This window comes from Streptomyces sp. DvalAA-14 (genome assembly GCF_900091855.1).
Lineage (GTDB): Bacteria > Actinomycetota > Actinomycetes > Streptomycetales > Streptomycetaceae > Actinacidiphila.
Genome location: NZ_FMCH01000290.1, coordinates 1 through 23,114, shown reverse-complemented (window position 1 = coordinate 23,114; position 23,114 = coordinate 1). Strand labels below are relative to the sequence as shown.

Below are 23,114 nucleotides of genomic sequence, written 5' to 3'. Positions count from 1 at the left end.
GGTCAGCAGGGCGCGCAACGCCTCGCCGGCCTCGGCCCCCGCGTAGGAGGTGGCGGCCAGCCGGTCGCCGATCCGGGCCGCGACCGCCATGGCGGCGGCGAGCTGGGCCGCGGAGTGCTCGGCCTCGTCGAGCAGCCAGACATAGCCGTGCACCACACCGGAGTGCCGGACCGGCAGGCACAGCCGGCCGCGCAGCACGCCGGCGTCGGGGGCCGCCGGGATGCGCACCGGGGCGGTGGCGCGGGCGATGCCGAAGCGTTCGAACCAGGCGCGGACCTCGGCGGTGGACCGGCGGGTCAGGATGGAGCGGGTCCGCACCGGGTCGGTCGCCGCCGCGTCCTCGCTGTCGTGCGCCCCGAAGGCGATCAGCCGGAAGTCGCGGTCCTCCAGCGTCGCGGGCGCGCCGAGCAGCGCGGAGACCTCGTCCACCAGCTCCTGCAGCCCGCCGCCGTACCCGCCGTAGTCCGTACCCACCCCGCCATTGTCCCCCGGCCTCATACATATGTATGACAGACCGCACCCGGATGCGTGACACGTGTCCGTGGCTCACGGGGTAGCCGATACCTAGATTCACGGTGGCGGACCGCGTTCGCCGAAGATTTCGTGCCACCCAGTCCCGCTGGAGGACCCCGTGCTCGGTCCCGTGTTGCTCGCCGCCGCCCGCAGCGACCGTATGCGCCGCGTCATCGCCGCCGCCCCGCTCACCCGGCCGGTGGTGAACCGCTTCGTCGCGGGCGACGCCCTCCACCCCGCGCTGGCCACGGTCCGGGCGCTGGCCGCCGCCGGACTCGATGTGACCCTCGACCACCTCGGCGAGGACGTCACCGACAAGGCCACCGCGCACGCCACCCGCGACGCCTATCTGCGCCTGCTGGAAAGCCTGCGCGACGAGCGGCTCGGCGACCGCGCCGAGGTCTCGGTCAAGCTCTCCGCCTTCGGCCAGGCCCTTCCCGGCGGCCACGACATCGCGCTGGACAGCGTCCGGCAGGTCGCCGAGCTCGCCACCGAGATCGGCACCACCGTCACCCTCGACATGGAGGACCACACCACCGTCGACTCGACGCTGGCGGTCCTCGGAGAACTGCGCCGGGAGCACCCGCGAACCGGCGCGGTCCTGCAGTCGTACCTCTTCCGCACCGAGGACGACGCCCGCGCGCTGGCCACCGCCGGCTCGCGGGTGCGACTGGTGAAGGGCGCCTACAAGGAGCCCGCGTCAGTCGCCCACCAGGACAAGAAGGACGTCGACCTCGCCTACGTACGGGCGCTGCGGATCCTGTTCGCCGGCGACGGCTACCCGATGGTCGGCTCGCACGACCCCCGCATGATCGCCATCGCGCAGGAACTGGCCGCCCGCGGCCACCGCGCACCCGACACGTACGAGTTCCAGATGCTCTACGGCATCCGTACCGCCGAGCAGCGCCGCCTCGCGCAGGACGGCGCGCGGATGCGGATCTACGTGCCGTACGGCGCCGACTGGTACGGGTACTTCATGCGGCGCCTGGCGGAGCGCCCGGCCAACCTGGCCTTCTTCCTGCGCTCCTTCAGCCCCACCCGCTGAGGTCGCGACCGCTGAGCGCACCCGCCCTCCCACCGCGGCCCGCAGCCCCGATCGCCAGCCCTCGATCTCCAGCCCTCGATCTTCAAAGGAGACACGCTTCATGGACGCCGTGACCCAGGTCCCCGCACCGGTCAACGAGCCGGTGCACTCGTACGCGCCGGGCAGCCCGGAGCGTGCCCGCCTCGAAGCGAAACTGAAGGAGCTGGCCGGCAACCCCGTCGACCTGCCCCTGTTCATCGGCGGCGAGCAGCGGATGGGCGGCGGCGAGCGTTTCGACGTCGTGCAGCCGCACAACCACGGCGCCCGGCTGGGCACCTACGCCAACGCGACCACCCAGGACGCGCGCGACGCGATCGACGCGGCGCTGGCCGCCGCGCCCGCCTGGCAGGCGACCGCGTTCGACGACCGGGCCGCGATCATCCTGCGGGCCGCCGAACTGCTGGCCGGCCCGTGGCGCGAGACGCTGGCCGCGTCGACCATGCTCGGCCAGTCCAAGACCGTGCAGCAGGCCGAGATCGACAGCCCCTGCGAGCTGGTCGACTTCTGGCGCTTCAACGTGCACTTCGCCCGGCAGATCCTCGCCGAGCAGCCGGTCGCCAACGCGCCCGGCGTGTGGAACCGCCTCGACCACCGCCCGCTGGAGGGCTTCGTCTACGCGATCACACCGTTCAACTTCACCGCCATCGCCGGCAACCTGCCCACCGCGCCCGCCCTGATGGGCAATGTCGTGGTGTGGAAGCCGTCCCCGACCCAGACCCACTCCGCGGTGCTCTTGATGAAGCTGCTGCGCGAGGCCGGGCTGCCCGACGGCGTGATCAACCTGGTCACCGGCGACGGCGTCGCCGTCTCCGAGGTCGCGCTGGCCCACCCGGACCTGGCCGGCATCCACTTCACCGGCTCCACCAAGACCTTCCAGTACCTGTGGCGCACGGTCGGCGAGAACATCGAGCGCTACCGCTCCTACCCGCGGATCGTCGGCGAGACCGGCGGCAAGGACTTCGTGGTCGCCCACCCCTCGGCCGACCCGGCGGTGCTGAAGACGGCGCTGACCCGCGGCTCCTTCGAGTACCAGGGCCAGAAGTGCTCGGCCTCCTCGCGCGCCTACATCCCGCGCTCGTTGTGGGAGAGCGGCTTCAAGGAGGAGTTCGCCGCCGAGGTGGACGGCATCACCATGGGCGACGTCACCGACCTGAGCAACTTCCTCGGCGCCCTGATCGACGAGCGCGCCTTCGCCAAGAACAAGGCCGCCATCGACCGCGCCAAGGCCGACCCCACGGTCGAGGTGCTGGCCGGCGGCACCTACGACGACTCGGTGGGCTGGTTCGTCCGCCCCACCGTGCTGGTCTCCACCGACCCGGACAACGAGATCTTCCGCGAGGAGTACTTCGGCCCCGTCCTGGGCGTGCACGTCTACGAGGACGCCGATTTCGAGGCGATGCTCGACCAGATGGAGTCGGTCTCCCGCTACGCCCTGACCGGCGCCGTCATCGCGCAGGACCGCGCCGCCGCCGCGCACGTCATGGCGCGGCTGCGCAACGCGGCCGGCAACTTCTACATCAACGACAAGTCCACCGGCGCGGTGGTCGGCCAGCAGCCCTTCGGCGGTGCGCGCGCCTCCGGCACCAACGACAAGGCGGGCGCGGCGCAGAACCTGATGCGCTGGACCTCCACCCGGTCGATCAAGGAGTCCCTGGTCTCCCCGACCGACTACCGCTACCCGCACCAGGGCTGAGCCCGGCGCGCGGGGCCGCCCGAACGGGCCCCCGCGCCGTCCTTCCGCAGGGCCCCGCCGGCCGCCGCCGGCCGGGCCCTGCGGCGGTTCCCGGAGGCCGGACCGGTGGCCCGATCGGCGCGTACGGGTGATGTCCGTCTCGGATAGTAGGAAGTCCGAGTAATTGTGCGGACAGGAGGGCTGGCGTGACCTACCTTGGGAGGAGCCGAACGTCTCGTCCCATCGGACGAGCGGCGGATGACGAGCAGGACGCCCTTGGTACGGGTCACCCCCGTGGCGTCGCTCCCCGCCCCGTTCCGCGGCGACCGACCACCATCTCTCCAGTTTTCCCACGGGAGTTGATCACCATGGACGAGAACGCCCGCCAGAATGCCCTGCGCGCCCTCCAGCGCTCCATGGACCGCCGTGACAACGGCGGCCAGACCGGCCACGAGTCACCGCAGGCCGGCTGACCCGCCGGGACCGGTCCGGCCGGGTCCGCGATACGGACAGCGCATGTCACAGGCTGGGACGCGGAGTAGGGTGCCGGACATGTCTCGCAGCATCAGCCTCGCAGTGATCCCCGGTGACGGTATCGGCCAGGAAGTCGTGACCGAGGGCCTCAAGGTCCTCGCCGCGGTCCTCCCGCAGGACGTCAAACTGGAAACCAGGGAATTCGACTTCGGCGCGAAGCGGTACCACGACACCGGGCAGACCCTCACCGACGACGACCTGTCGCAGCTGAAGGCGCACGACGCGATCCTGCTCGGCGCCATCGGCGACCCGTCGGTGCCGTCCGGTGTGCTGGAGCGCGGCTTCCTGCTGAAGCTGCGCTTCGCCTTCGACCACCATGTGAACCTGCGGCCCAGCAAGCTGTTCCCCGGCGTGGCCTCGCCGCTGGCCGGCAGCCCGGAGATCGACTTCGTGGTGGTCCGCGAAGGCACCGAGGGCCCCTACACCGGCAACGGCGGCAGCATCAGGACCGGCACCGAGCACGAGGTCGCCACCGAGGTCAGTCTGAACACCGCCTTCGGCATCGAGCGCGTGGTGCGGGACGCCTACGCCCGCGCGCAGGCCCGGCCGCGCAAGAAGCTCACCCTGGTGCACAAGAACAACGTGCTGGTGCACGCCGGCCACCTGTGGACGCGGATCTTCCACGCCGTCGGCGCGGAGTTCCCCGACGTCAGCACCGACTACCTGCACGTGGACGCGGCGACGATCTTCCTGGTCACCCAGCCCGAGCGGTTCGATGTGATCGTCACCGACAACCTCTTCGGCGACATCATCACCGACCTCGCCGCGGCCGTCTCCGGCGGCATCGGCGTCGCCGCCAGCGGCAACATCAACCCGAGCCGGGAGTTCCCCTCGATGTTCGAGCCGGTGCACGGCTCCGCGCCCGACATCGCCGGCCAGTCCAAGGCCGACCCGACCGCGACCGTGCTCTCCGTCGCGCTGCTGCTGCGGCACCTCGGCTACCAGGACGAGGCGGCCCGGATCGACACCGCGGTGCAGGCCGACCTCGCCGAGCGGGCGGGCCGGCCGGCCCGCTCCACCGTCGAGATCGGCGACGCGCTGGCCGCCCGCGTATGACCCCGGAGCCGGTCCGCCGCGCGACGCGCGACTGATCGGCCCGTTCATCGGTAGGCCCACGGCCCCGTCGCTGCGATAATCAGATGGCGGGGCCATATCACGGCGGGAAACGTGGACGTCCTAGCATCGGGACGGCAGCGAACACGGTGAAGGACACAGACATGACGACGCCCACGATCGAGCTCAAGCCCTCCTCGCACCCCCTCGCCCGCACGGAGCGAGAAGCGATCCTGGCCAGCCCCGGCTTCGGGCGCCACTTCACGGACCACATGGTCACCATCCGGTGGACCGAGGGCCGCGGCTGGCACGACGCCCAACTCGTCCCGTACGCGCCGCTGTCCATCGATCCCGCCAATATGACGCTGCACTACGCCCAGACGATCTTCGAGGGCCTCAAGGCCTACCCGCAGCCGGACGGCTCGGTGGCCACCTTCCGCCCGCAGGCCAACGCCGAGCGCTTCCGCGCCTCCGCGCGCCGGCTGGCCATGCCGGAACTCCCGGTGGAGATGTTCATCGCGGCCTGCGACGCGCTGGTCCGCCAGGACAGGGCGTGGGTGCCGGAGGAAGGCGAGGCGTCCCTCTACCTGCGGCCGTTCATGTTCGCCACCGAGGTCGGCCTCGGAGTGCGGCCCGCCAACGAGTACCTCTTCATCGTGATCGCCTCCCCGGCCGGGGCGTACTTCGCCGGCGGCGTCAAGCCGGTCTCGGTGTGGCTGTCCGAGGAGTACGTGCGCGCCGCCCCCGGCGGCACCGGCTCGGCCAAGACCGGCGGCAACTACGCGGCCTCGCTCGTCGCCCAGGCCCAGGCGATCTCCCAGGGCTGCGACCAGGTGGTCTGGCTGGACGCGATCGAGCGCCGCTGGATCGAGGAGATGGGCGGGATGAACCTGTACTTCGTGTACGGGAACCGGATCGTCACCCCGGAGCTGTCCGGTTCGCTGCTGCCCGGCATCACCCGCGACTCGCTGCTGTCCATCGCCGCCGACCTGGGCTACGAGGTCGGCGAGAGCCGGATCAGCGTCGATGACTGGAAGCGCGGCAACGAGGACGGCTCGATCACCGAGGTGTTCGCCTGCGGCACCGCGGCCGTCATCACCCCGGTCGGCTCGGTGAAGTCCACCCGGGCGGACTGGACGGTGGCCGACGGCGAGCCCGGCGAGGTCACGATGCGGCTGCGGGCGGCGCTGCTGGACATCCAGACCGGCCGGGCGGCCGACCCCCACGGCTGGCTCCACCCCCTCGGCGCGTAGCGCCCCTCCCGGGGCGCGCTCACCGGGACAGCGCCCTCCCCGGGCGGTGCCTTTCCCCGGGCGGTGCCCTACCCGTGCGGTGCCCTCCCCGGGCGGTGCCTTTCCCCGGGCGGTGCCCTACCCGTGCGGTGCCCCTACCCGGGCGGTGCCTTTTCCCGGGCGGTGCCCTACCAGGGGCGCGAGGAACTGCGCGCTCAGCCGACCACCGGCCGGTGGTCGGCCACTACCGCGGCCGTCGCGGCGGGTATCTGCCGACCCGCGGCCGCGGCACCATCGTGGCTTGTCGCGCAGTTCCTCGCGCCCCTGCGGGGCTCCACCCGGGGGGTCCGGGGGGACCCCCGGGGTGAGGGGGCCGTGCGGGGTGTGCCACACTGCTGGGGTGTCCTCGTACGCCATGGCGATTATTGGCAGCAGGCACGCCGGTCCGCAGTGACCGTTTCGCTGACCCCAGTGAAACGGCACCGTGCCCCAGACCCGCGTGCAGACCTCTCGCATCCGCGAGAGGTTTTTTCGTTCCCGGCCCACACCGCCGGAGGCGCGAGGCACACGGGATGATGGGGGCAAGTGGAGTCGCAACCTCCGGACGGCCCGTCCGTCCGGGGGGAACCCACTCACCCGACAGGAGTTAGCAACGCCATGACCGCCGAACTGGACGACAGCTTCCACGTCTTCGACACCACGCTGCGCGACGGCGCCCAGCGTGAGGGGATCAACCTCACCGTCGCCGACAAGCTGACGATCGCCCGGCACCTGGACGACTTCGGGGTGGGATTCATCGAGGGCGGCTGGCCGGGTGCCAACCCCCGCGACACCGAGTTCTTCGCCCGCGCCGCCAAGGAGCTGGAGTTCCAGCACGCCACACTGGTCGCCTTCGGGGCGACCCGCCGCCCGAACTCCAAGGCGGCCGACGACCCGCAGGTCAAGGCGCTGCTCGACTCGGGCGCGCCGGTCGTCACCATCGTCGCCAAGTCGCACGACCGGCATGTCGAGCTGGCGCTGCGCACCACCTTGGAAGAGAACCTGGAGATGGTCCGCGACACCGTCGCGCACCTGGTCGCCCAGGACCGCCGGGTCTTCGTGGACTGCGAGCACTTCTTCGACGGCTACCGGGCCAACGCCGCCTACGCCACCCGGGTCGTCCGGGTCGCGCACGAGGCCGGCGCCTCCGTGGTCGTGCTGTGCGACACCAACGGCGGCATGCTGCCCGCGCAGGTGCAGGCCGTCACCGGCCTGGTGCTCGCCGACACCGGCGCCCGGCTCGGTATCCACGCCCAGGACGACACCGGCTGCGCGGTCGCCAACACGCTGGCCGCGGTGGACGCCGGGGCCACCCATGTGCAGTGCACGGCCAACGGCTACGGCGAGCGGGTCGGCAACTCCAACCTCTTCCCGGTGGTCGCCGCCCTCGAGCTGAAGCACGGCCGCCGCGTCCTGCCCGAGGGCGCGCTCGGCGAGATGACCCGTATCTCGCACGCGATCGCCGAAGCGGTCAATCTGCCGTCCGCCACCCACCAGCCCTACGTCGGCGTGTCCGCCTTCGCGCACAAGGCCGGGCTGCACGCCTCGGCGATCAAGGTGGATCCGGACCTCTACCAGCACATCGATCCCGAACTCGTCGGCAACACCATGCGGATGCTGGTCTCCGACATGGCCGGCCGGGCCTCCATCGAGCTCAAGGGCAAGGAGCTCGGCATCGACCTCGGCGGGGACCGCGAGCTGGTGGGGCGGGTGGTGGACCGGGTCAAGGAGCGCGAACTGCGCGGCTACACCTACGAGGCCGCCGACGCGTCCTTCGCGCTGCTGCTGCGCGCCGAGGTGGACCGCCGCACCAGCCGCTTCTTCCGTACCGAGTCCTGGCGGGTCATCACCGAGGACCGCCCCGACGGCACCCACGCCAACGAGGCCACCGTCAAGATGTGGGCCAAGGGCGAGCGGATCGTCGCCACCGCCGAGGGCAACGGCCCGGTCAACGCCCTGGACCGCGCGCTGCTGGCCGCCCTGGAGCAGATCTATCCCCAGCTCGCCCACTTCGCCCTGGTCGACTACAAGGTGCGGATCCTGGAAGGCCGCTCCGGCAGCGACTCCACCACCCGGGTGCTGATCACCACCACGGACGGCGCCGGCGAGTGGTCGACGGTGGGGGTGGCCGACAACGTGATCGCCGCCTCCTGGCAGGCCCTGGACGACGCCTACACCTACGGCCTGCTGCGGGTCGGCCTGGAGCCGCAGGAGTAGTCCGGCCCCGCTCGTCGCGCGACGGTGTCCCGGAGCCGCACGGCCGCGGGACACCGTCGTCGCGTCAGGTCCTGGTCAGGAAGCGCTCATCAGCTCGCGCACCAGCGGCGCCACCCGGGTGCCGTACAGCTCGATGTTGGTCAGCAGGGAGGCGTGCGACATGCCGTTCATCCCGTACTTCAGGTCGAAGCGGGTGGCGCCGAGGTTTTTCAGCGTCGTGGCGATCTTGCGGGCCACCGTCTCGGGCGAGCCGACGTGCAGCGCGCCGCCCGGACCGATGTCGCGGGCGAGGCTCTCCCGGGTCGGCGGGTGGAAGCCCCGCTCGCGGGAGACCCGGCGGATCACCGCCTCGAAGGCCGGCAGGAACTCCGCCACCGCCTGCTCGTCGGTCGCCGCCACATGGCCCGGCGCGTGCACGCCGACCGGCCGGGGCGGCTGCCCGAACTTCTCCAGCGCCTGCTCGAACAGGTGGGAGAAGGGGGCGAACCGCGCGGTCTCGCCGCCGATGATCGCCAGCATCAGCGAGAAGCCGTACCGCGCGGTGCGCACCACCGACTGGGGAGACCCCCCGACGCCGATCCAGGTCGGGATCGAGCCGGACGCGGTGTGCGGGTAGACGGTCATCGCGTCCAGCGGCGGCCGGGTGGTACCGGACCAGGTGACCGGCTGCTCCTTGAGCAGCTCGGCGAAGAGCTCCACCTTCTCCTCGAACAGCTTCTCGTAGTCGCCCAGGTCGTAGCCGAACAGCGGGAAGGACTCGGTGCTGGAGCCGCGGCCCAGGATCACCTCGGCGCGGCCGTCGGACAGGGCGTCGAGGGTGGCGTAGCGCTGGAAGACGCGCACCGGGTCGTCGGAGCTGATCACCGTGACCGCGGAGCCGAGGTGGATGTGCTCGGTGCGGGCGGCGATCGCGGCCAGCACCACGTCGGCGGCCGACAGCGGCATGGCGTCGGTGTGGTGCTCCCCGATGCCCAGGTAGTCCAGACCGACCTGGTCGGCCAGAACGCCCTCCTCGACCAGGCCGCGGATGGTGCGGGCGTGGCTGAACGGGAGGCCGTCGGCGTCGTTCGTCACGTCGCCGAAGGTGTCCAGGCCGATCGTGACGTCCGGCGCCCGGTCGGAGGTGGGGTTGGTCATGTGGCGAACCGTTCCAGGATGCTGGTGAGTGCGGCGGGGTCGGCGCCGCCGAGGTGGTCCAGGATGTGCCGCCGCACGCTGGCCAGGTGGGTCGGCCAGGCCTCGCGCAGCCGGGCGAGGCCGGCGTCGGTCAGCACCGCGTGCAGGCCGCGGGCGTCCTCGTCGCACCGGACGCGCTGGACCAGGCCCTCGCCCTCCAGGCGGGCGACGATCCGGGTCATGCCGCTGAGGGATACCAGCGAGGCGGTGGCGAGTTCGCTCATCCGCATCCGCCGGTCCGGCGCCTCGGACAGGTGCATCAGGGCCATGTACTCGGACAGCGGGAGGTGCGCCTCCCGCACCATGTCGGCGTCGATGGTCCGGGGCAGGACCATCATGATCCGGCCGACGGCACGGACGAGTGCCTCCTCGGCAGCACTCATCGGCGTCAGCGCTCCAGGCGGGGCGGGGGATTGTTCGGCGGCGGACATATCGTCATAGTAATTGCTTGACGAAGCAAGCGCTAGTGTGGATGCTTGACGGCGCAAGGATCTCCGCGGGCCTGTTTCCGGCGGACCGTCCTGCTCGGCAGTCGCCGCCGCGCCGATCCCGGCGCTCACCCCCGGCACGTCACCGCAGAAGGATCAAGGACATCATGACCAAGATCGGTATCATCCTCGGCAGCACCCGCCCCGGCCGCAACGGAGAGGCCGTCGCGCGGTGGGTGGCCCAGATCGCCTCCGAGCGCACCGACGCGGAGTTCGAACTCGTCGACCTGCTCGACTACAAGCTCCCGCACCTGGACGAGGCGTACCCGCCGTCGCTGGGCCAGTACACCCAGCCGCACACCCTGGCGTGGGCCAGCAAGATCGCCTCCTTCGACGGCTACGTCATGGTGACCCCGGAGTACAACCACTCCACCTCCGGCGCCCTGAAGAACGCGATCGACTTCCTGTACGCCGAGTGGAACAACAAGGCCGTCGGCTTCGTGAGCTACGGCTCCGTCGGCGGCACCCGCGCCGTCGAGCACCTGCGCCTGATCGCCGGCGAGCTCCAGATGGCCGACGTCCGCGCCCAGGTCGCGCTGTCGCTGTTCACCGACTTCGAGAACTTCAGCGTCTTCAAGCCGGGCGAGCACCAGAGCGACGCGGTCACCGCCATGCTGGACCAGGTCGTCGCCTGGAGCGCCGCCCTCGCTCCGCTGCGCGACGCCTCCTGACGCCGGGCACCGGCTGATCCCGGGCCGCCCCGCCCGCCGCGGGCGGGGCGGCCCGCCGCAGTCCCCCCGCGGAGGCCGCCCAGGGGGGAAGCCCGCGGAAATCCGGTCGAGCCCGGCCCCGGCCGCCCCGTAGGGTGCCCCGGTGACCTCAGCAGCAGTCCGCACGGCCGTGCCCGCCGACGCCGCCGCCATCGCCCATGTGCACATCGCCTCGCGCGAGGCGACCATGCCGTACCTGCCGCCGCGCACCCGTACCGACGCCCAAGTGGAGGCGTGGGTACGGGACATCGTGCTGCCCCGGTCCGCGGTGTGGGTGGCCCGGGCGGACGAGCAGGTCGTCGGGTACGCCGCCGTGGAGGACGGCGTGCTCAACGCGCTGTACCTGCTGTCCGGAGTCCGGCGGCAGGGCATCGGCACGCTGCTGCTGCGCCGGGCGCAGGCGCACAGCCCCGCGGGCCTGTCCCTGTTCGTCTTCCAACGCAACACCGGGGCCCGGGCGTTCTACGCCCACCACGGCTTCACGGTGACCGGCAGCAGCGACGGGTCCTCGAACATGGAGCACGAACCCGATATGGCGATGCGGTGGGAGCCGGTGACCAACGGCACACATACTGACGGGTAACCAGCGGCGCGCAGCGGTCGTAGGGTGTGGCGCGTACGGCACCTCCCCGCCCCCGACCGACCCCGGGAGACCCGCATGCGCTCGGCGAAGGACTTCTTCCGCCCGCTGGCAGTGGGGGCCCCGGCCCCCGTGCGCGAAGTGCCGTTCCGGCCCTCGCGGATGATCCACTTCTTCGATCCCGGCAACGAGAAGATGGCCGCCAAGGTCCCCGACCTGGTGCGCCGGGTGGATGTGCTGCTGGGCAACCTGGAGGACGCCGTACCGGCCGACCGCAAGGAGGCCGCCCGGGCCGGCCTGGTCCGGATCGCCCGCGGCACCGACTTCGGCGGTACCCAGCTGTGGACCCGGATCAACAGCCTCGACTCGCCCTGGGCACTGGACGACCTGCTGACCCTGGGCACCGAGATCGGCGACAAGCTCGACGTGGTGATGGTCCCCAAGGTCGAGGGCGCCCAGGACATCCACTACGTGGACCGGCTGCTGGCCCAACTGGAGGCCAGGGCCGGGCTGAGCCGGCCGATCCTGGTGCACGCCATCCTGGAGACCGCGGCCGGGGTGGCGAACGTCGAGGAGATCGCCGGGGCCAGCCCCCGGATGCAGGGCATCTCGCTCGGTCCCGCCGACCTCGCCGCCAGCCGCCGGATGAAGACCACCCGGGTCGGGGGCGGCCACCCCGGCTACCTGGTCCGCGAGGACGCAACGGGGCCGGACGCGCCCCGGGCCACCTTCCAGCAGGACCTGTGGCACTACACCATCGCCAGGATGGTCGACGCGTGCGCGGCGCACGGCATCCTGCCCTACTACGGGCCGTTCGGGGACATCGGGGACGTGACCGCGTGCGAGGACCAGTTCCGCAACGCCTTCCTGCTCGGCTGCGTGGGCGCCTGGACCCTGCACCCGGTCCAGATCGCCGTGGCCCGGCGGGTGTTCTCGCCCGCGCCGCAGGATGTGGCCTGGGCCCGCCGGGTGATCGAGGCGATGGGCGACGGCACCGGCGCGGTGATGATCGACGGCAAGATGCAGGACGATGCCACCTACAAGCAGTGCCTGGTCGTGGCGGGGCTCGCGGACACGCTCGCCGCGCGCGACCCGGAACTCGCGCAGGCGTACGCGACCCCGCACACCCCGCACCAGGAGGCCCACCGATGACCGCCCCCCGCCCGCGCCGCTCCGTCCTCTACATGCCCGGCGCCAACGCGCGCGCCCTGGAGAAGGCCGCGTCCCTGCCCGCCGACGCGCTGATCCTCGACCTGGAGGACTCGGTGGCGCCGGAGGCCAAGGCCGAAGCCCGGGAGCGGGTCGCGGCAGCCGCGGCGAGCGGCGCGTACGGCTACCGGGAGATCGCCATCCGGGTGAACGCCCCCGGCACGCCCTGGCACGCCGACGACGTCCGGGCCGCCGCGCAGGCCGGCCCGGACGCGGTGGTGGTGCCCAAGGTCGACTCGCCGGACACGGTGCGGCGCGTCGCGGCCGCCCTGGAGGCGGCCGGCGCCCCGGACCGCACCGCGGTGTGGGCGATGATCGAGACCCCCGAGGCGATGTTCGAGGCGCGGGCCGTCGCGGCCGCCTCGGCCCGGCTGACCGTCCTGGTGATGGGCACCAACGACCTCGCCAAGGAACTGCGCGCCGAGCAGGTGCCGGGCAGGGCGCCGCTGCTCACCGCGCTGTCCCTGGCCCTGCTGGCGGCCCGGGCGGCCGGCAAGGTCATCTTGGACGGTGTCTACAACGATGTGCGGGATCTGCCCGGGTTTGAAGCCGAAACTCTCCAAGGCCGGCAACTCGGCTTCGACGGCAAGACGCTCATCCACCCGAGCCAGCTGGCGGCCTGCAACCGGATCTTCGCGCCCGCGGAGGCCGAGGTGGACCGGTCCCGGCGGATCATCGCCGCTTTCGAAGAGGCCACGTCACAGGGTCGCGGCGTGGTCACGGTGGACGGCAGGATGATCGAGAACCTGCATGTCGAACAGGCCGAGCGGGTCCTGGCGCTGGCGGCGGCCATCGCCGGCCGCTGAGCGGGCATCACCCGAGCGGCCGAACCGGACCGGGCACAATGGAAGAAACCCGACCGGGCCGCCGAACCCCGCGCGCACACCGCTGACAAGCGTTTCTGTCGGGATCCACCATGAAGTGCCGACGGACACTGTACGAAGTGATGGATCTAAAACCGACCCGCCACTCGTACTGTCGGTACATGACCACATCGCAAGAGGTGCCCGTCGCGGCGAACGACAGCCGAGGGCGCGTTGCCGAACTCCACGCCATTCGCGAGGAGGTGCGGCGTGGGCCGAGCGAGGCGGCGACGCTGGCGCAGCGGGCGAAGGGAAAGCTGACCGCCCGTGAGCGGATCGACCTGCTGCTGGACGAGGGCTCCTTCCACGAGGTGGAGCCCCTGCGGCGGCACCGGGCGACGGGCTTCGGCCTGGAGGGCAAGCGCCCCTACACCGACGGCGTGATCACCGGCTGGGGCGCCGTCCACGGCCGGACGGTGTTCGTGTACGCGCACGACTTCCGGATCTTCGGCGGCGCGCTGGGCGAGGCCCACGCCACGAAGATCCACAAGATCATGGACATGGCGATCTCGGCGGGTGCCCCGCTGGTCTCGCTGAACGACGGCGCCGGCGCCCGGATCCAGGAAGGCGTCTCGGCGCTGGCCGGCTACGGCGGGATCTTCCAGCGCAACACCCGCGCCTCGGGCGTCATCCCGCAGATCAGCGTGATGCTCGGCCCGTGCGCGGGCGGCGCGGCCTACTCCCCGGCGCTGACCGACTTCGTGTTCATGGTCCGGGAGACCTCGCAGATGTTCATCACCGGCCCGGACGTGGTCCAGGCCGTGACCGGCGAGAAGATCAGCCAGAACGGCCTGGGCGGCGCCGATGTGCACTCCACCGTCTCCGGTGTGTCGCACTTCGCCTACGACGACGAGCAGACCTGCCTGGAGGAGGTCCGCTACCTGCTGTCGCTGCTGCCGCAGAACAACCGGGAGAACCCCCCGGCGGTCGAGCCGAGCGACCCGGCCACCCGGCGCGGCGACGCGCTGCTGGACCTGGTGCCCGCCGACGGCAACCGCTCCTACGACATGCACCAGGTCATCACCGAGATCGTCGACGACGGCGAGTACCTGGAGATCCACGAGCGCTGGGCCACCAACATCATCTGCGCGCTGACCCGGCTGGACGGCCAGGTGGTGGGCATCGTCGCCAACCAGCCCGCGTCCCTGGCCGGGGTGCTGGACATCGAGGCGTCCGAGAAGGCCGCGCGGTTCGTGCAGATGTGCGACGCGTTCAACATCCCGATCGTGACCCTGCTGGACGTGCCCGGCTTCCTGCCCGGCGTCGCCCAGGAGCACGGCGGCATCATCCGGCACGGCGCCAAACTCCTCTACGCCTACTGCAACGCCACCGTCCCCCGCATCTCGCTGATCCTGCGCAAGGCCTACGGCGGTGCCTACATCGTGATGGACTCCCAGTCCATCGGCGCCGACCTGACCTACGCCTGGCCCACCAACGAGATCGCGGTGATGGGCGCCGAGGGCGCCGCCAACGTCATCTTCCGCAAGCAGATCGCCGAGGCCGACGACCCCGACGCCATGCGCGCCCGCATGGTCAAGGAGTACAAGGCCGAGCTCATGCACCCGTACTACGCGGCCGAACGCGGCCTGGTCGACGATGTCATCGACCCGGCGGAGACCCGGGAAGTCCTCATCGGCGCGCTGACGATGCTCCGCACCAAGCACGCCGACCTGCCGTCGCGCAAGCACGGCAACCCTCCCCAGTAGCCCCCGGCCCCCGGCGTCCCAGCAACACCCCCTCAGTACCCCTCAAGCAGCCTTTGATGGAGACCACCATGAGCACTCCCGCCGACTCACTCGTGCGCGTCGAGAAGGGTCACGCCGACGCCGAGGAACTGGCCGCGCTCACCGCCATCCTGCTGGCGCGCGCCGCCGCGGGCGAGAGCCCGGCCCCGGCCGCCCCGGCCCGCTCCACGGCCGGCTGGCGCCGCCTGGAGCGCACCCCCGGCTTCCGCGCCCCGCACTCCTGGCAGGGCTGACCGCCCGGCGGCAGCGCCCCGCGACGGCATCCGGCGCGAGCACGCCGGCAGCCACGCCCGCAACCACTTCGGCCCCCACCGCCCAGCGCGGTGGGGGGCCGAAGCCGTCGGCGGCCGGTGTCAGCGCAGCCGCGCCATCAGGGCATGCTCGACCAGGGTGATCAGCGCGCTCTTGGCCTCGCCGCGGTGGCGTGCGTCGGTGGTGATGATGGGGGCCTCGGGGCCGATCTGCAGCGCTTCGCGGACCTCCTCGGGCCCGTAGGGCTGGTGTCCGTCGAAGCCGTTGAGGCCGATCACGAACGGCAGGCCGCTGTTCTCGAAGTAGTCCACGGCGGGGAAGCAGTCCGCCAGCCGGCGGGTGTCGACCAGCACGATCGCGCCGATGGCGCCGCGCACCAGGTCGTCCCACATGAACCAGAAGCGGTCCTGTCCGGGGGTGCCGAACAGGTACAGGATCAGGTCGTCGTCCAGCGTGATGCGGCCGAAGTCCATCGCCACGGTGGTGGTGGTCTTGTCCTGAACGTGGCTCAGGTCGTCGATGCCCGCCGAGGCCGAGGTCATCACGGCCTCGGTACGCAGCGGGTTGATCTCCGACACGGCACCGACGAACGTGGTCTTGCCCACGCCGAACCCGCCCGCCACCACGATCTTCGCCGAAGTGGTGGCGCGGGTTGGACCGCTAGAGCTTCCGAAGTCCACTGAGAACCCTTTCAAGCAATGTCACATCAGGCTGGCCACCGGCCGCCGCATCACCACCGGGCTGGTGGATCGCGACCAGGCCGGCCTCGGCCAGGTCGGCCACGAGAATGCGCACCACGCCGAGCGGGATGGTGAGCAGCGCGGAGATCTCCGCGACGGACTTGACCTCCCGGCACAGCAGGCAGATCCGCTGGTGCTCCGGCAGCTGCCCGCGCAGCCGCTCGGGGTCGGCCGCGGTGCTGACCAGGGCCTCGATGGCCAGCTGGTAGCGCGGCCGGGTACGTCCGCCGGTCATCGCGTAGGGGCGCACCAGGCCGGAGGGGGTGGGCCGCCGGCCGCCGCCCGCACCGCCGCCCCGCGGGCCCTGGGGGGCCTGCGGCGGTGGCGCCTGCGGTGGCGCGTACGGCTGGATCCGCGGCTGCCGGTACTGCGGCGCGGGCTCCGGCGTCGGCGCCGAGGGGAACTGGTACGGGTTCACAGGCGGCTGGTGCTGGCTGCCGTACGGATCTCCACCGGGGGACGTGCTCACGAGTCCTCCTCCTGATGCGGCCTGCCGGCCGGTGTCCGGGCCCCTGGGCGGGGTCCGGACCAGCCGCACGCCGTGCTGCGTTAGTTGAGCAGGCTGCCCTGCAGTTCGGCCCGAAGGTCGGGAGTCAGTACAGTCCCCGCTCGGTCCACGAGCAGGGCCATTTCATAGCCGACGAGGCCGATGTCGCACTCCGGGTGCGCCAGCACGGCCAGTGAGGAACCGTCGGACACGGACATGATGAAGAGGAAGCCGCGCTCCATCTCGACCACGGTCTGGTTGACGCTGCCACCCTCGAAGATGCGGGAGGCACCGGCGGTGAGCGAGGTCAGGCCGGAGGCGACGGCGGCCAACTGGTCGGCGCGGTCGCGGGGGAATCCGTCGGACATCGCGAGCAGCAGGCCGTCGGCGGAGACCACCACGGTGTGGGACACCCCGGGGGTGTTGTCCACGAAGTTGGTGATCAACCAGTTCAGGTTCTGTGCCGCCTGGCTCATCGGACTCAACTAGCGCTCCTGGTTCTGGGGGCCGCCGAATCGGCTGTCGGTGGCCTGTCCGTTCGTGTCAGTTCCAGCAGTGCGCCCTTGCTGGACGCCACGCCGCAGGTTACTCAACCTGCCGCGGACGTCTTCCGGTGCGCGGGAGACCTGTGGGCCGCCCTGCGGGGTCTGCGTCGCGGCACCCGGGACCAGGTTGGCCTTGGGTACGCGCCGTGGCAGGCCGGAGGGGGTGACTCCGCCTGCCTTTGGCTCACGGACCTGTTCGGCCCGCTGCCAATGCTCGTCGTTGGTCGACCGCCAGTCGGACTCGCCCGGTTCCGGCGGATCGTGCGGTTCGGGGTTCTCCTGAGGTGCCTGTTCCTCGGGTGAACCGTCCTGCTGCCGGTCGCGGCGCGGCAAGCCGGAGTCCGTCAGCGAAGGCGAGACTACGCTGTCCGACGCGGCTTGCGGGAGCGGCGGAACGGATTCCGCCACCTCGGGTTCAACTCCGGTCCAGTCGCTCTGAGCCGGCTGGTAACCGGAGGACTCCGCCGGGTGACCGGCGCCGCGGTAGTCGGCGTCGTAGCCGGCCTGGTCGTCCTGGCCGCCGCGTGCCGCGCCTTGCGGATAGTCCGGATCGTAGGGCTGCTGCTCGCCGCCCTGCTGCTGGTAGGGCTGTTCGTAGGCGCCGTCGTAGGCCCCGTTGTAGGACTGGCCCGACTCGCCGAAGAAGCCGTTTTGCTGGGGCGGCTGGTAACCCGGCTGGAAGCCCTGCTCATAGGTCTGCTGCTGATAGGCCGGGTCGTAGCTCTGGTCGTAGCCCGGGGCCGGCTGGTAGCCGTCGCCCGCTGCGGCGCCCGCGTAGCCGAAACCGCCGTCGTAGCCGGGCTGCTGCTCGCCGCCCTGCTGGTACGGCTGCTCCTGGTAGGGCTGCTCCCCGTAGGACGCCGGCTCCGCGTAGGGCGCCTGGTCCGGGGCCGGCGCCTCGTCCGGCGGCTGCTGCGGCTCGCCGTCCTCCTGGCGGTCCGCGGCGGCTGCCTCCAGCTGGGCCCGGCGTCCCTCGCGCTGCAGGGAGCGGCCCACCGGGTTCAGACCGGGCTGGGACTCGTAGCGCGAGTCGTCGAAGCCGAGTTCGGCCGCGGTCCGCTGACCGGGCACCGCCACCACCTCCGGGCGGAACGGCGGCGCCTCGGCCGCCTCGTGCTCGGGGACGATCCGGGAGACGGTGAAGTCGTTGTCCCCCTCGCCGAGGAACTCCTCGCCGCCGCCACCGTGGGTGATCGGCTCCGGCAGCATCACCAGCGAGGTGGTGCCGGCCTGCTCGCCCGAGGGCCGCAGCTGCACCCGGATACCGTGCCGGTCGGCCAGCCGGCCGACCACGAACAGGCCCATCCGCTTGGCCACCTCGACGTCCACCGTGGGCGGCTCGGCGAGCTTGTGGTTGATGTCCGCGAAGTCCTCGGCGGTCAGGCCGATACCGCGGTCGTGGATCTCGATCATCACCCGGCCGTCCGGCAGCCGGGTCGCGGTGACCCGCACCTTGGTCTGCGGGGAGGAGAACGACGAGGCGTTCTCCAGCAGTTCGGCCAGCAGGTGCACCAGGTCGGTGACGGCGCTGCCGTGGATGTCGGTCTCGGGGATGCCGACGAGCTCGATCCGCTCGTACGCCTCCACCTCGGAGGCCGCCGCGCGCAGCACGTCCACCAGCGGCACCGGCTGGTTCCACTGCCGGCCCGCCTCCTCGCCGGCCAGCACCAGCAGGTTCTCGCCGTTGCGCCGCATACGGGTGGCGAGGTGGTCCATCTTGAAGAGGTTCTCCAGCTGGTCCGGGTCCGCCTCGTTGTTCTCCAGCTCGGTGATCAAGGTGAGCTGGCGCTGGATGAGGCCCTGGTTGCGCTGGGAGAGGTTGGTGAAGATCGCGTTGACGTTGCCGCGCAGCAGTGCCTGCTCGGCGGCCAGCCGCACCGCCTCGCGGTGCACCTGGTCGAAGGCCCGGGCGACCTCGCCGATCTCGTCCTGGGTGTTGATCGGGATCGGTGCCACCCGGGTGTCCACCCGGCCGGGGTCGTTGCGCGAGAGCTGGTCGACCAGGCCCGGCAGCCGGTTCTCGGCGATGTCGAAGGCCGCGCCGCGCAGCCGCCGCATGCTGCGGCTCATTGCGCGGGCCATCATGCCGGCCACGATGAAGGCGATGATCAGGGCGATCAGCACGATCGCGGAGTTGATGAGCGCGTCCCGCCGGGCGTCGGAGGCCACCTTCGCCGCGTCGGTCGACGCCTGGTCGGCCAGCCCGAGCTCCACCGTGCGGTAGGCGTCGAAGGACAGGCCGGCGGCCTCCATGTAGGAGGCCGGGGTGATGCCGATCGCGTTCAGCTGGGCGGCACTGCGGCCCGGGGTGGAGATGTCGTTGATCATCGTGGTCAGGTCCGGCGGCACCACGAACGCGGTGTGATTGCTCTCCGCCTTGCGCTGGGCGTCGGTGATCGCCTGCTGGCCCTTGGCGGTGGCGGCCTTCTGCGCGGCCTGCAGGTGCGCGGCGTCCTGGGCGGTGCCGCCGCCCTGGAACTCCTCCAGCGCGATGCCCTCCAGGTAGAGGTAGGAGCCCAGCGAGGTCTTCTGCAGCGTCAGTTCCTTGGCCGAGACCGGGCGCTCGACCAGGATGTGGGTGCCGATCGAACGGGTCAGCGACTGGGCGGACTTGGCCAGCGAGATCGCGTAGAGGGTGCGGCCGTAGGCGGCGGCGTTGCTGGTGCCGAAGCCGAGTTCGTTGTCCAGCTCCATCAGCGGGTGCTGGATCTTGACGTACCACTCCTCGGTCTGCACGCCGGACAGCTGCCGGGTGTAGGCGACCTTGCGCAGGTCGGACAGCTGCGGTTCGACCGCGCGGAAGGTGGCGATCCGGCGCCGCAGTTCGGTGGTGTCGGGCACCCGGGTGGCCGCGGTGTCGAAGGCGCGGGCCGCCGCGTCGGTGGCCGCGTAGGCGGCGGTGACCTGGCTCGCGCTCCGGCGGCCGGCCAGCAGCGGGACCGCGGTGTTGTCCCGCTCCAGTTCGAGGGCGTTGCTGTAGTCGGACGCGGCCTTGATCAAGGTGGCGGTCCGCACCGCGTCGTCGGCCTGCTGCCAGGTGTCGACCGAGCTCTTCACCCGGAAACCGCCGAAGATCAGCGCGACGATCACCGGGATCAGGAGGATCGCGTTCAGCCGGGTGGCCACCCGCCAGTTGCGCATGGTGAAGCGGCTGCCCGAGTCGGGCAGTGCTGGAGACTCCGCCACGACCGGTTCCGCGGACATCCCCCCCGGGCGTTGGGGCGGCGTGAAGTTCCCCCGCGGGCCTTGTGGGGCGCCCGCCTCTGCTCGCCTGGTGTTCCTCACTGAACCAACAACCTCTCGGCGACGGCGCAACGACGGCCGTTCCTACGCTCGGGTTCTGCGAATTCCAGCACGCCATGGCCACGCTGGCCAAACCTCTGGAATGGGGGGAACCGGCGCCCGCGCCGTGAATATAAAACGGGCATAAGCCTAAAATCCTGGCAAACCCTATGACAGTCGTACGCGCTGCGGCACCGGGTGAGCGCGAGCAGTGTTCACAAGCCTCCGAAACTCTCTCGAAATGTTATGAACACAAGGACCCGCCGTGTCCAACGACACAACGGGTCCCCGTAGTTCCTGGGTGGCTCCCTGAAGGGCATGTTGCCAGCGGCAAGAGCTACTTCAGCCGCGCCAGCAGCGCGTGCTCGACCAGGGTGATCAACGCGCTCTTGGCCTCGCCGCGGTGGCGTGCGTCGGTGGTGATGATGGGGGCCTCGGGGCCGATCTGCAAGGCCTCGCGCACCTCTTCCGGCCGGTACGGCTGGTGTCCGTCGAAGCCGTTCAGCGCGATCACGAACGGCAGGCCGCTGTTCTCGAAGTAGTCCACCGCCGGGAAGCAGTCCGCCAGCCGGCGGGTGTCGACCAGCACCACGGCGCCGATCGCGCCGCGCACCAGGTCGTCCCACATGAACCAGAAGCGGTCCTGTCCGGGGGTGCCGAACAGGTACAGGATCAGGTCGTCGTCCAGCGTGATGCGGCCGAAGTCCATCGCCACGGTGGTGGTGGTCTTGTCCTGAACGTGGCTCAGGTCGTCGATGCCCGCCGAGGCCGAGGTCATCACGGCCTCGGTACGCAGCGGGTTGATCTCCGACACGGCACCGACGAACGTGGTCTTGCCCACGCCGAAGCCACCCGCCACCACGATCTTCGCGGAGGTCGTGGACCGCACCGGCGGCGCGCCGTAAGCCGTCTGCGGCTGTGGCCTAGAGCTTCCGAAGTCCACTGAGCACCCTCTCAAGCAGTGTCACATCTGGCTGGCCGCCCGCTTCGCCGCTGCCCGGCTGGTGGATGGCGACCATACCGGCCTCGGCGAGGTCGGCCACGAGGATCCGGGCCACGCCGAGCGGGATCGCGAGCAGGGCGGAGATCTCGGCCACCGACTTGATCTCACGCGTGAGGTGGCAGATCCGCTGGTGCTCCGGCAGCAGCCCCGAGTACTGCGACGGGTCGGCGGTCGTGCTGACCAGCGCCTCGATGGCCAGCTGGTAGCGCGGCCGGGTACGGCCACCGGTCATGGCGTACGGCCGCACCAGCGGCTGGTCGCCTTCCACCCCGTACGGCGCATGGTGCGATGCGCCGTACGGGCCCGGCGAGGCGGGTGGCGGGGTCATGAGGGTCCTCCGTGTCCGGGCAGTGCTACGGCTGGTGCGGAATTACGGATGATGCTTCGCCTTTTGAGTTCTTCAGCAATGTCTTCGGCATATTCGGTGCTGCGAATGCTGCGGGTACTGCGGGTTCTGAAGGGGCGGTGGGTTCCGCGGGTCCCCGGCGTTCTCGTCGCCCGCGGAACCGACGGGCGGTCTCGGGCGGTCAATGCATGAGGCTGCCCTGGAGCTCCGCCCGCAGATCCGGGGTCAGCACCGCGCCCGCCCGGTCCACGAGCAGGGCCATCTCGTAGCCGACGAGGCCGATGTCGCACTCGGGGTGCGCCAGCACCGCCAGCGAGGAACCGTCGGAGACCGACATCAGGAAGAGGAAGCCGCGCTCCATCTCGACCACGGTCTGGTTGACACTGCCACCTTCGAAGATGCGGGACGCACCTGCCGTCAGCGAGGTCAGGCCGGAAGCTACCGCCGCCAGCTGATCCGCCCGGTCACGGGGGAATCCGTCGGACATCGCCAGCAGCAGGCCGTCGGCGGAGACCACCACCGTGTGGGACACCCCGGGGGTGTTGTCCACGAAGTTGGTGATCAACCAGTTCAGATTCTGTGCCGCCTGGCTCATCGCACTCAACTAGCGCTCCTGGGAGTTCGTACCGAAACCACGGCCGTCGGTTTGACCGCCGGCCTGGCGGCCTTGCTGGATACCCCTGCGGAGGTTGGTCAGACGTCCGCGCACATCGTCGGGAGCCCGCGAAACCTGCGGACCGCCCTGCGGCGCCTGTTGTGGCGCCGCTCCGCCCGCGACCAGGTTGGCCCGGGGCACGCGCCGCGGCAGACCGGAAGGAGTGACCCCGCCGGCCGAAGGCTCGCGGACCTGCTCGGCCCGCTGCCGTAGTGCGTCGTTGGGCGAGCTGCGCCAGTTCGGCGTCTCTCGCGGCAGCGGCTGGGCCATCGGAGCCGACGGGTTGCCCGGAGCCATCTGGGAGGCCTGGGCGGTCGGCTGCGGGGCGCCGTTCTGACGCTGCGGTGAACTGAGCGGGGCACCCGGCGCCGGACGCTGGTCGCCGCGGGGCCGCTGCGGCGGGGCGGTACGCCCCACCGGCCGGGCCGCCTGCGGCGGGGCCTGCTGGGCGCGCGCCGCCTGGGCCGCGGCCTGCTCCACGTGGATCTGCTGCATGCGCTCGGCCTGGCCGGTACGGAACCAGTCGGACTCGATCGCGGAGAAGATCGGCGTCGGCTCGTCACCGCGGGTCGGGGCCGGCGGCAGCGCCATCGGCTCCTGCGGCTCCGGGCGCTGCTGCGGCGGGCGGCGGTCGCCGGGCTGCTGGCCCGGGTAGCCCGGACCCTCGCCCGGCTGCGGCTGCCGCGGCT

General features: G+C 71.4%; 20 protein-coding genes and 2 pseudogenes. 11 read left to right on the top strand and 11 right to left on the bottom strand.

Annotated elements, in window-relative coordinates; translation table 11 throughout:
* Window positions 1-498: pseudogene (locus tag GA0115240_RS14790) on the bottom strand (PucR family transcriptional regulator); the annotation flags it as partial.
* Window positions 499-631: 133 nt separating this feature from the next.
* Between GA0115240_RS14790 and GA0115240_RS14785 the strand changes: the two are divergent.
* The 5 genes from GA0115240_RS14785 to cimA all read left to right on the top strand — a co-directional run bounded on the left by GA0115240_RS14785 (window position 632) and on the right by cimA (window position 8,344).
* Window positions 632-1,558 (top strand): proline dehydrogenase family protein, encoded by a 927-nt coding sequence (locus GA0115240_RS14785; RefSeq protein ID WP_093737140.1) that lies wholly within the window; start codon window positions 632-634, stop codon window positions 1,556-1,558.
* Window positions 1,559-1,658: 100 nt separating this feature from the next.
* Window positions 1,659-3,290 carry an L-glutamate gamma-semialdehyde dehydrogenase gene (gene pruA / locus GA0115240_RS14780; RefSeq protein WP_093737139.1) on the top strand — a complete coding sequence of 544 codons (1,632 nt, stop codon included), beginning with the start codon at window positions 1,659-1,661 and terminating at the stop codon, window positions 3,288-3,290.
* Between the two features lie 531 nt (window positions 3,291-3,821).
* Window positions 3,822-4,859 (top strand): 3-isopropylmalate dehydrogenase, encoded by a 1,038-nt coding sequence (locus GA0115240_RS14775; protein WP_093737142.1) that lies wholly within the window; start codon window positions 3,822-3,824, stop codon window positions 4,857-4,859.
* A gap of 161 nt (window positions 4,860-5,020) precedes the next feature.
* Window positions 5,021-6,109 (top strand): branched-chain amino acid aminotransferase, encoded by a 1,089-nt coding sequence (locus GA0115240_RS14770; protein WP_093737138.1) that lies wholly within the window; start codon window positions 5,021-5,023, stop codon window positions 6,107-6,109.
* A gap of 636 nt (window positions 6,110-6,745) precedes the next feature.
* The gene (cimA, locus tag GA0115240_RS14765; protein ID WP_093737137.1) at window positions 6,746-8,344 is read left to right on the top strand and encodes a citramalate synthase; all 1,599 of its coding nucleotides are present in this window, start codon (window positions 6,746-6,748) and stop codon (window positions 8,342-8,344) included.
* Window positions 8,345-8,419: 75 nt separating this feature from the next.
* On the opposite strand, the gene GA0115240_RS14760 is transcribed toward cimA, so the two are convergent.
* Window positions 8,420-9,481: an LLM class flavin-dependent oxidoreductase gene (locus tag GA0115240_RS14760; protein ID WP_093737136.1), complete on the bottom strand. Its 1,062-nt coding sequence runs from the start codon at window positions 9,479-9,481 to the stop codon at window positions 8,420-8,422.
* Window positions 9,478-9,903, bottom strand: coding sequence for a MarR family winged helix-turn-helix transcriptional regulator (locus GA0115240_RS14755; RefSeq protein WP_093737135.1), 426 nt, complete (start codon window positions 9,901-9,903; stop codon window positions 9,478-9,480). The genes GA0115240_RS14760 and GA0115240_RS14755 overlap by 4 nt, the downstream gene beginning before the upstream one ends.
* Before the next feature lie 212 nt (window positions 9,904-10,115).
* On the opposite strand from GA0115240_RS14755, the gene GA0115240_RS14750 reads away from it, so the two are divergent.
* The 6 genes from GA0115240_RS14750 (at window position 10,116) to GA0115240_RS14725 (ending at window position 15,348) form a co-directional block, all read left to right on the top strand.
* Window positions 10,116-10,679 carry an NADPH-dependent FMN reductase gene (locus tag GA0115240_RS14750; protein ID WP_093737134.1) on the top strand — a complete coding sequence of 188 codons (564 nt, stop codon included), beginning with the start codon at window positions 10,116-10,118 and terminating at the stop codon, window positions 10,677-10,679.
* Window positions 10,680-10,821: 142 nt separating this feature from the next.
* Complete coding sequence (locus GA0115240_RS14745) at window positions 10,822-11,301, top strand: GNAT family N-acetyltransferase (protein WP_256069808.1); 480 nt, start codon at window positions 10,822-10,824, stop codon at window positions 11,299-11,301.
* Between the two features lie 75 nt (window positions 11,302-11,376).
* Window positions 11,377-12,450, top strand: a complete 1,074-nt coding sequence (locus GA0115240_RS14740; protein ID WP_093737133.1) for an HpcH/HpaI aldolase/citrate lyase family protein — start codon at window positions 11,377-11,379, stop codon at window positions 12,448-12,450.
* Window positions 12,447-13,313, top strand: a complete 867-nt coding sequence (locus tag GA0115240_RS14735; protein ID WP_093737132.1) for an HpcH/HpaI aldolase/citrate lyase family protein — start codon at window positions 12,447-12,449, stop codon at window positions 13,311-13,313. The genes GA0115240_RS14740 and GA0115240_RS14735 overlap by 4 nt, the downstream gene beginning before the upstream one ends.
* Window positions 13,314-13,492: 179 nt before the next feature.
* Entirely contained in the window at window positions 13,493-15,076 is a 1,584-nt protein-coding gene (locus GA0115240_RS14730) for an acyl-CoA carboxylase subunit beta (RefSeq protein WP_093737131.1), read from the top strand.
* 68 nt (window positions 15,077-15,144) lie between these two features.
* Entirely contained in the window at window positions 15,145-15,348 is a 204-nt protein-coding gene (locus tag GA0115240_RS14725) for an acyl-CoA carboxylase epsilon subunit (RefSeq protein ID WP_093737130.1), read from the top strand.
* A 120-nt stretch (window positions 15,349-15,468) separates the two neighbouring features.
* Here GA0115240_RS14725 and GA0115240_RS14720 read toward each other — a convergent pair whose 3' ends face one another.
* The 8 genes and pseudogenes from GA0115240_RS14720 to GA0115240_RS36905 all read right to left on the bottom strand — a co-directional run.
* Window positions 15,469-16,047 carry a GTP-binding protein gene (locus tag GA0115240_RS14720; RefSeq protein ID WP_093737129.1) on the bottom strand — a complete coding sequence of 193 codons (579 nt, stop codon included), beginning with the start codon at window positions 16,045-16,047 and terminating at the stop codon, window positions 15,469-15,471.
* Entirely contained in the window at window positions 16,028-16,576 is a 549-nt protein-coding gene (locus GA0115240_RS14715) for a DUF742 domain-containing protein (RefSeq protein ID WP_093737128.1), read from the bottom strand. The genes GA0115240_RS14720 and GA0115240_RS14715 overlap by 20 nt, the downstream gene beginning before the upstream one ends.
* 80 nt (window positions 16,577-16,656) lie before the next feature.
* Window positions 16,657-17,070, bottom strand: coding sequence for a roadblock/LC7 domain-containing protein (locus tag GA0115240_RS14710; protein ID WP_033173109.1), 414 nt, complete (start codon window positions 17,068-17,070; stop codon window positions 16,657-16,659).
* A gap of 9 nt (window positions 17,071-17,079) precedes the next feature.
* Entirely contained in the window at window positions 17,080-20,280 is a 3,201-nt protein-coding gene (locus tag GA0115240_RS14705; RefSeq protein WP_370673338.1) for a sensor histidine kinase, read from the bottom strand.
* Window positions 20,281-20,758: 478 nt separating this feature from the next.
* Complete coding sequence (locus GA0115240_RS14700; protein ID WP_176725081.1) at window positions 20,759-21,364, bottom strand: GTP-binding protein; 606 nt, start codon at window positions 21,362-21,364, stop codon at window positions 20,759-20,761.
* On the bottom strand, window positions 21,345-21,752 hold the full coding sequence (locus tag GA0115240_RS14695) for a DUF742 domain-containing protein (protein WP_093737126.1): 408 nt from the start codon (window positions 21,750-21,752) through the stop codon (window positions 21,345-21,347). Before GA0115240_RS14695 ends, GA0115240_RS14700 begins: the two co-directional genes overlap by 20 nt.
* 199 nt (window positions 21,753-21,951) lie before the next feature.
* Window positions 21,952-22,365: a roadblock/LC7 domain-containing protein gene (locus GA0115240_RS14690; protein ID WP_093737125.1), complete on the bottom strand. Its 414-nt coding sequence runs from the start codon at window positions 22,363-22,365 to the stop codon at window positions 21,952-21,954.
* A 9-nt stretch (window positions 22,366-22,374) separates the two neighbouring features.
* Window positions 22,375-23,114, bottom strand: a pseudogene (locus GA0115240_RS36905) (histidine kinase); the annotation flags it as partial.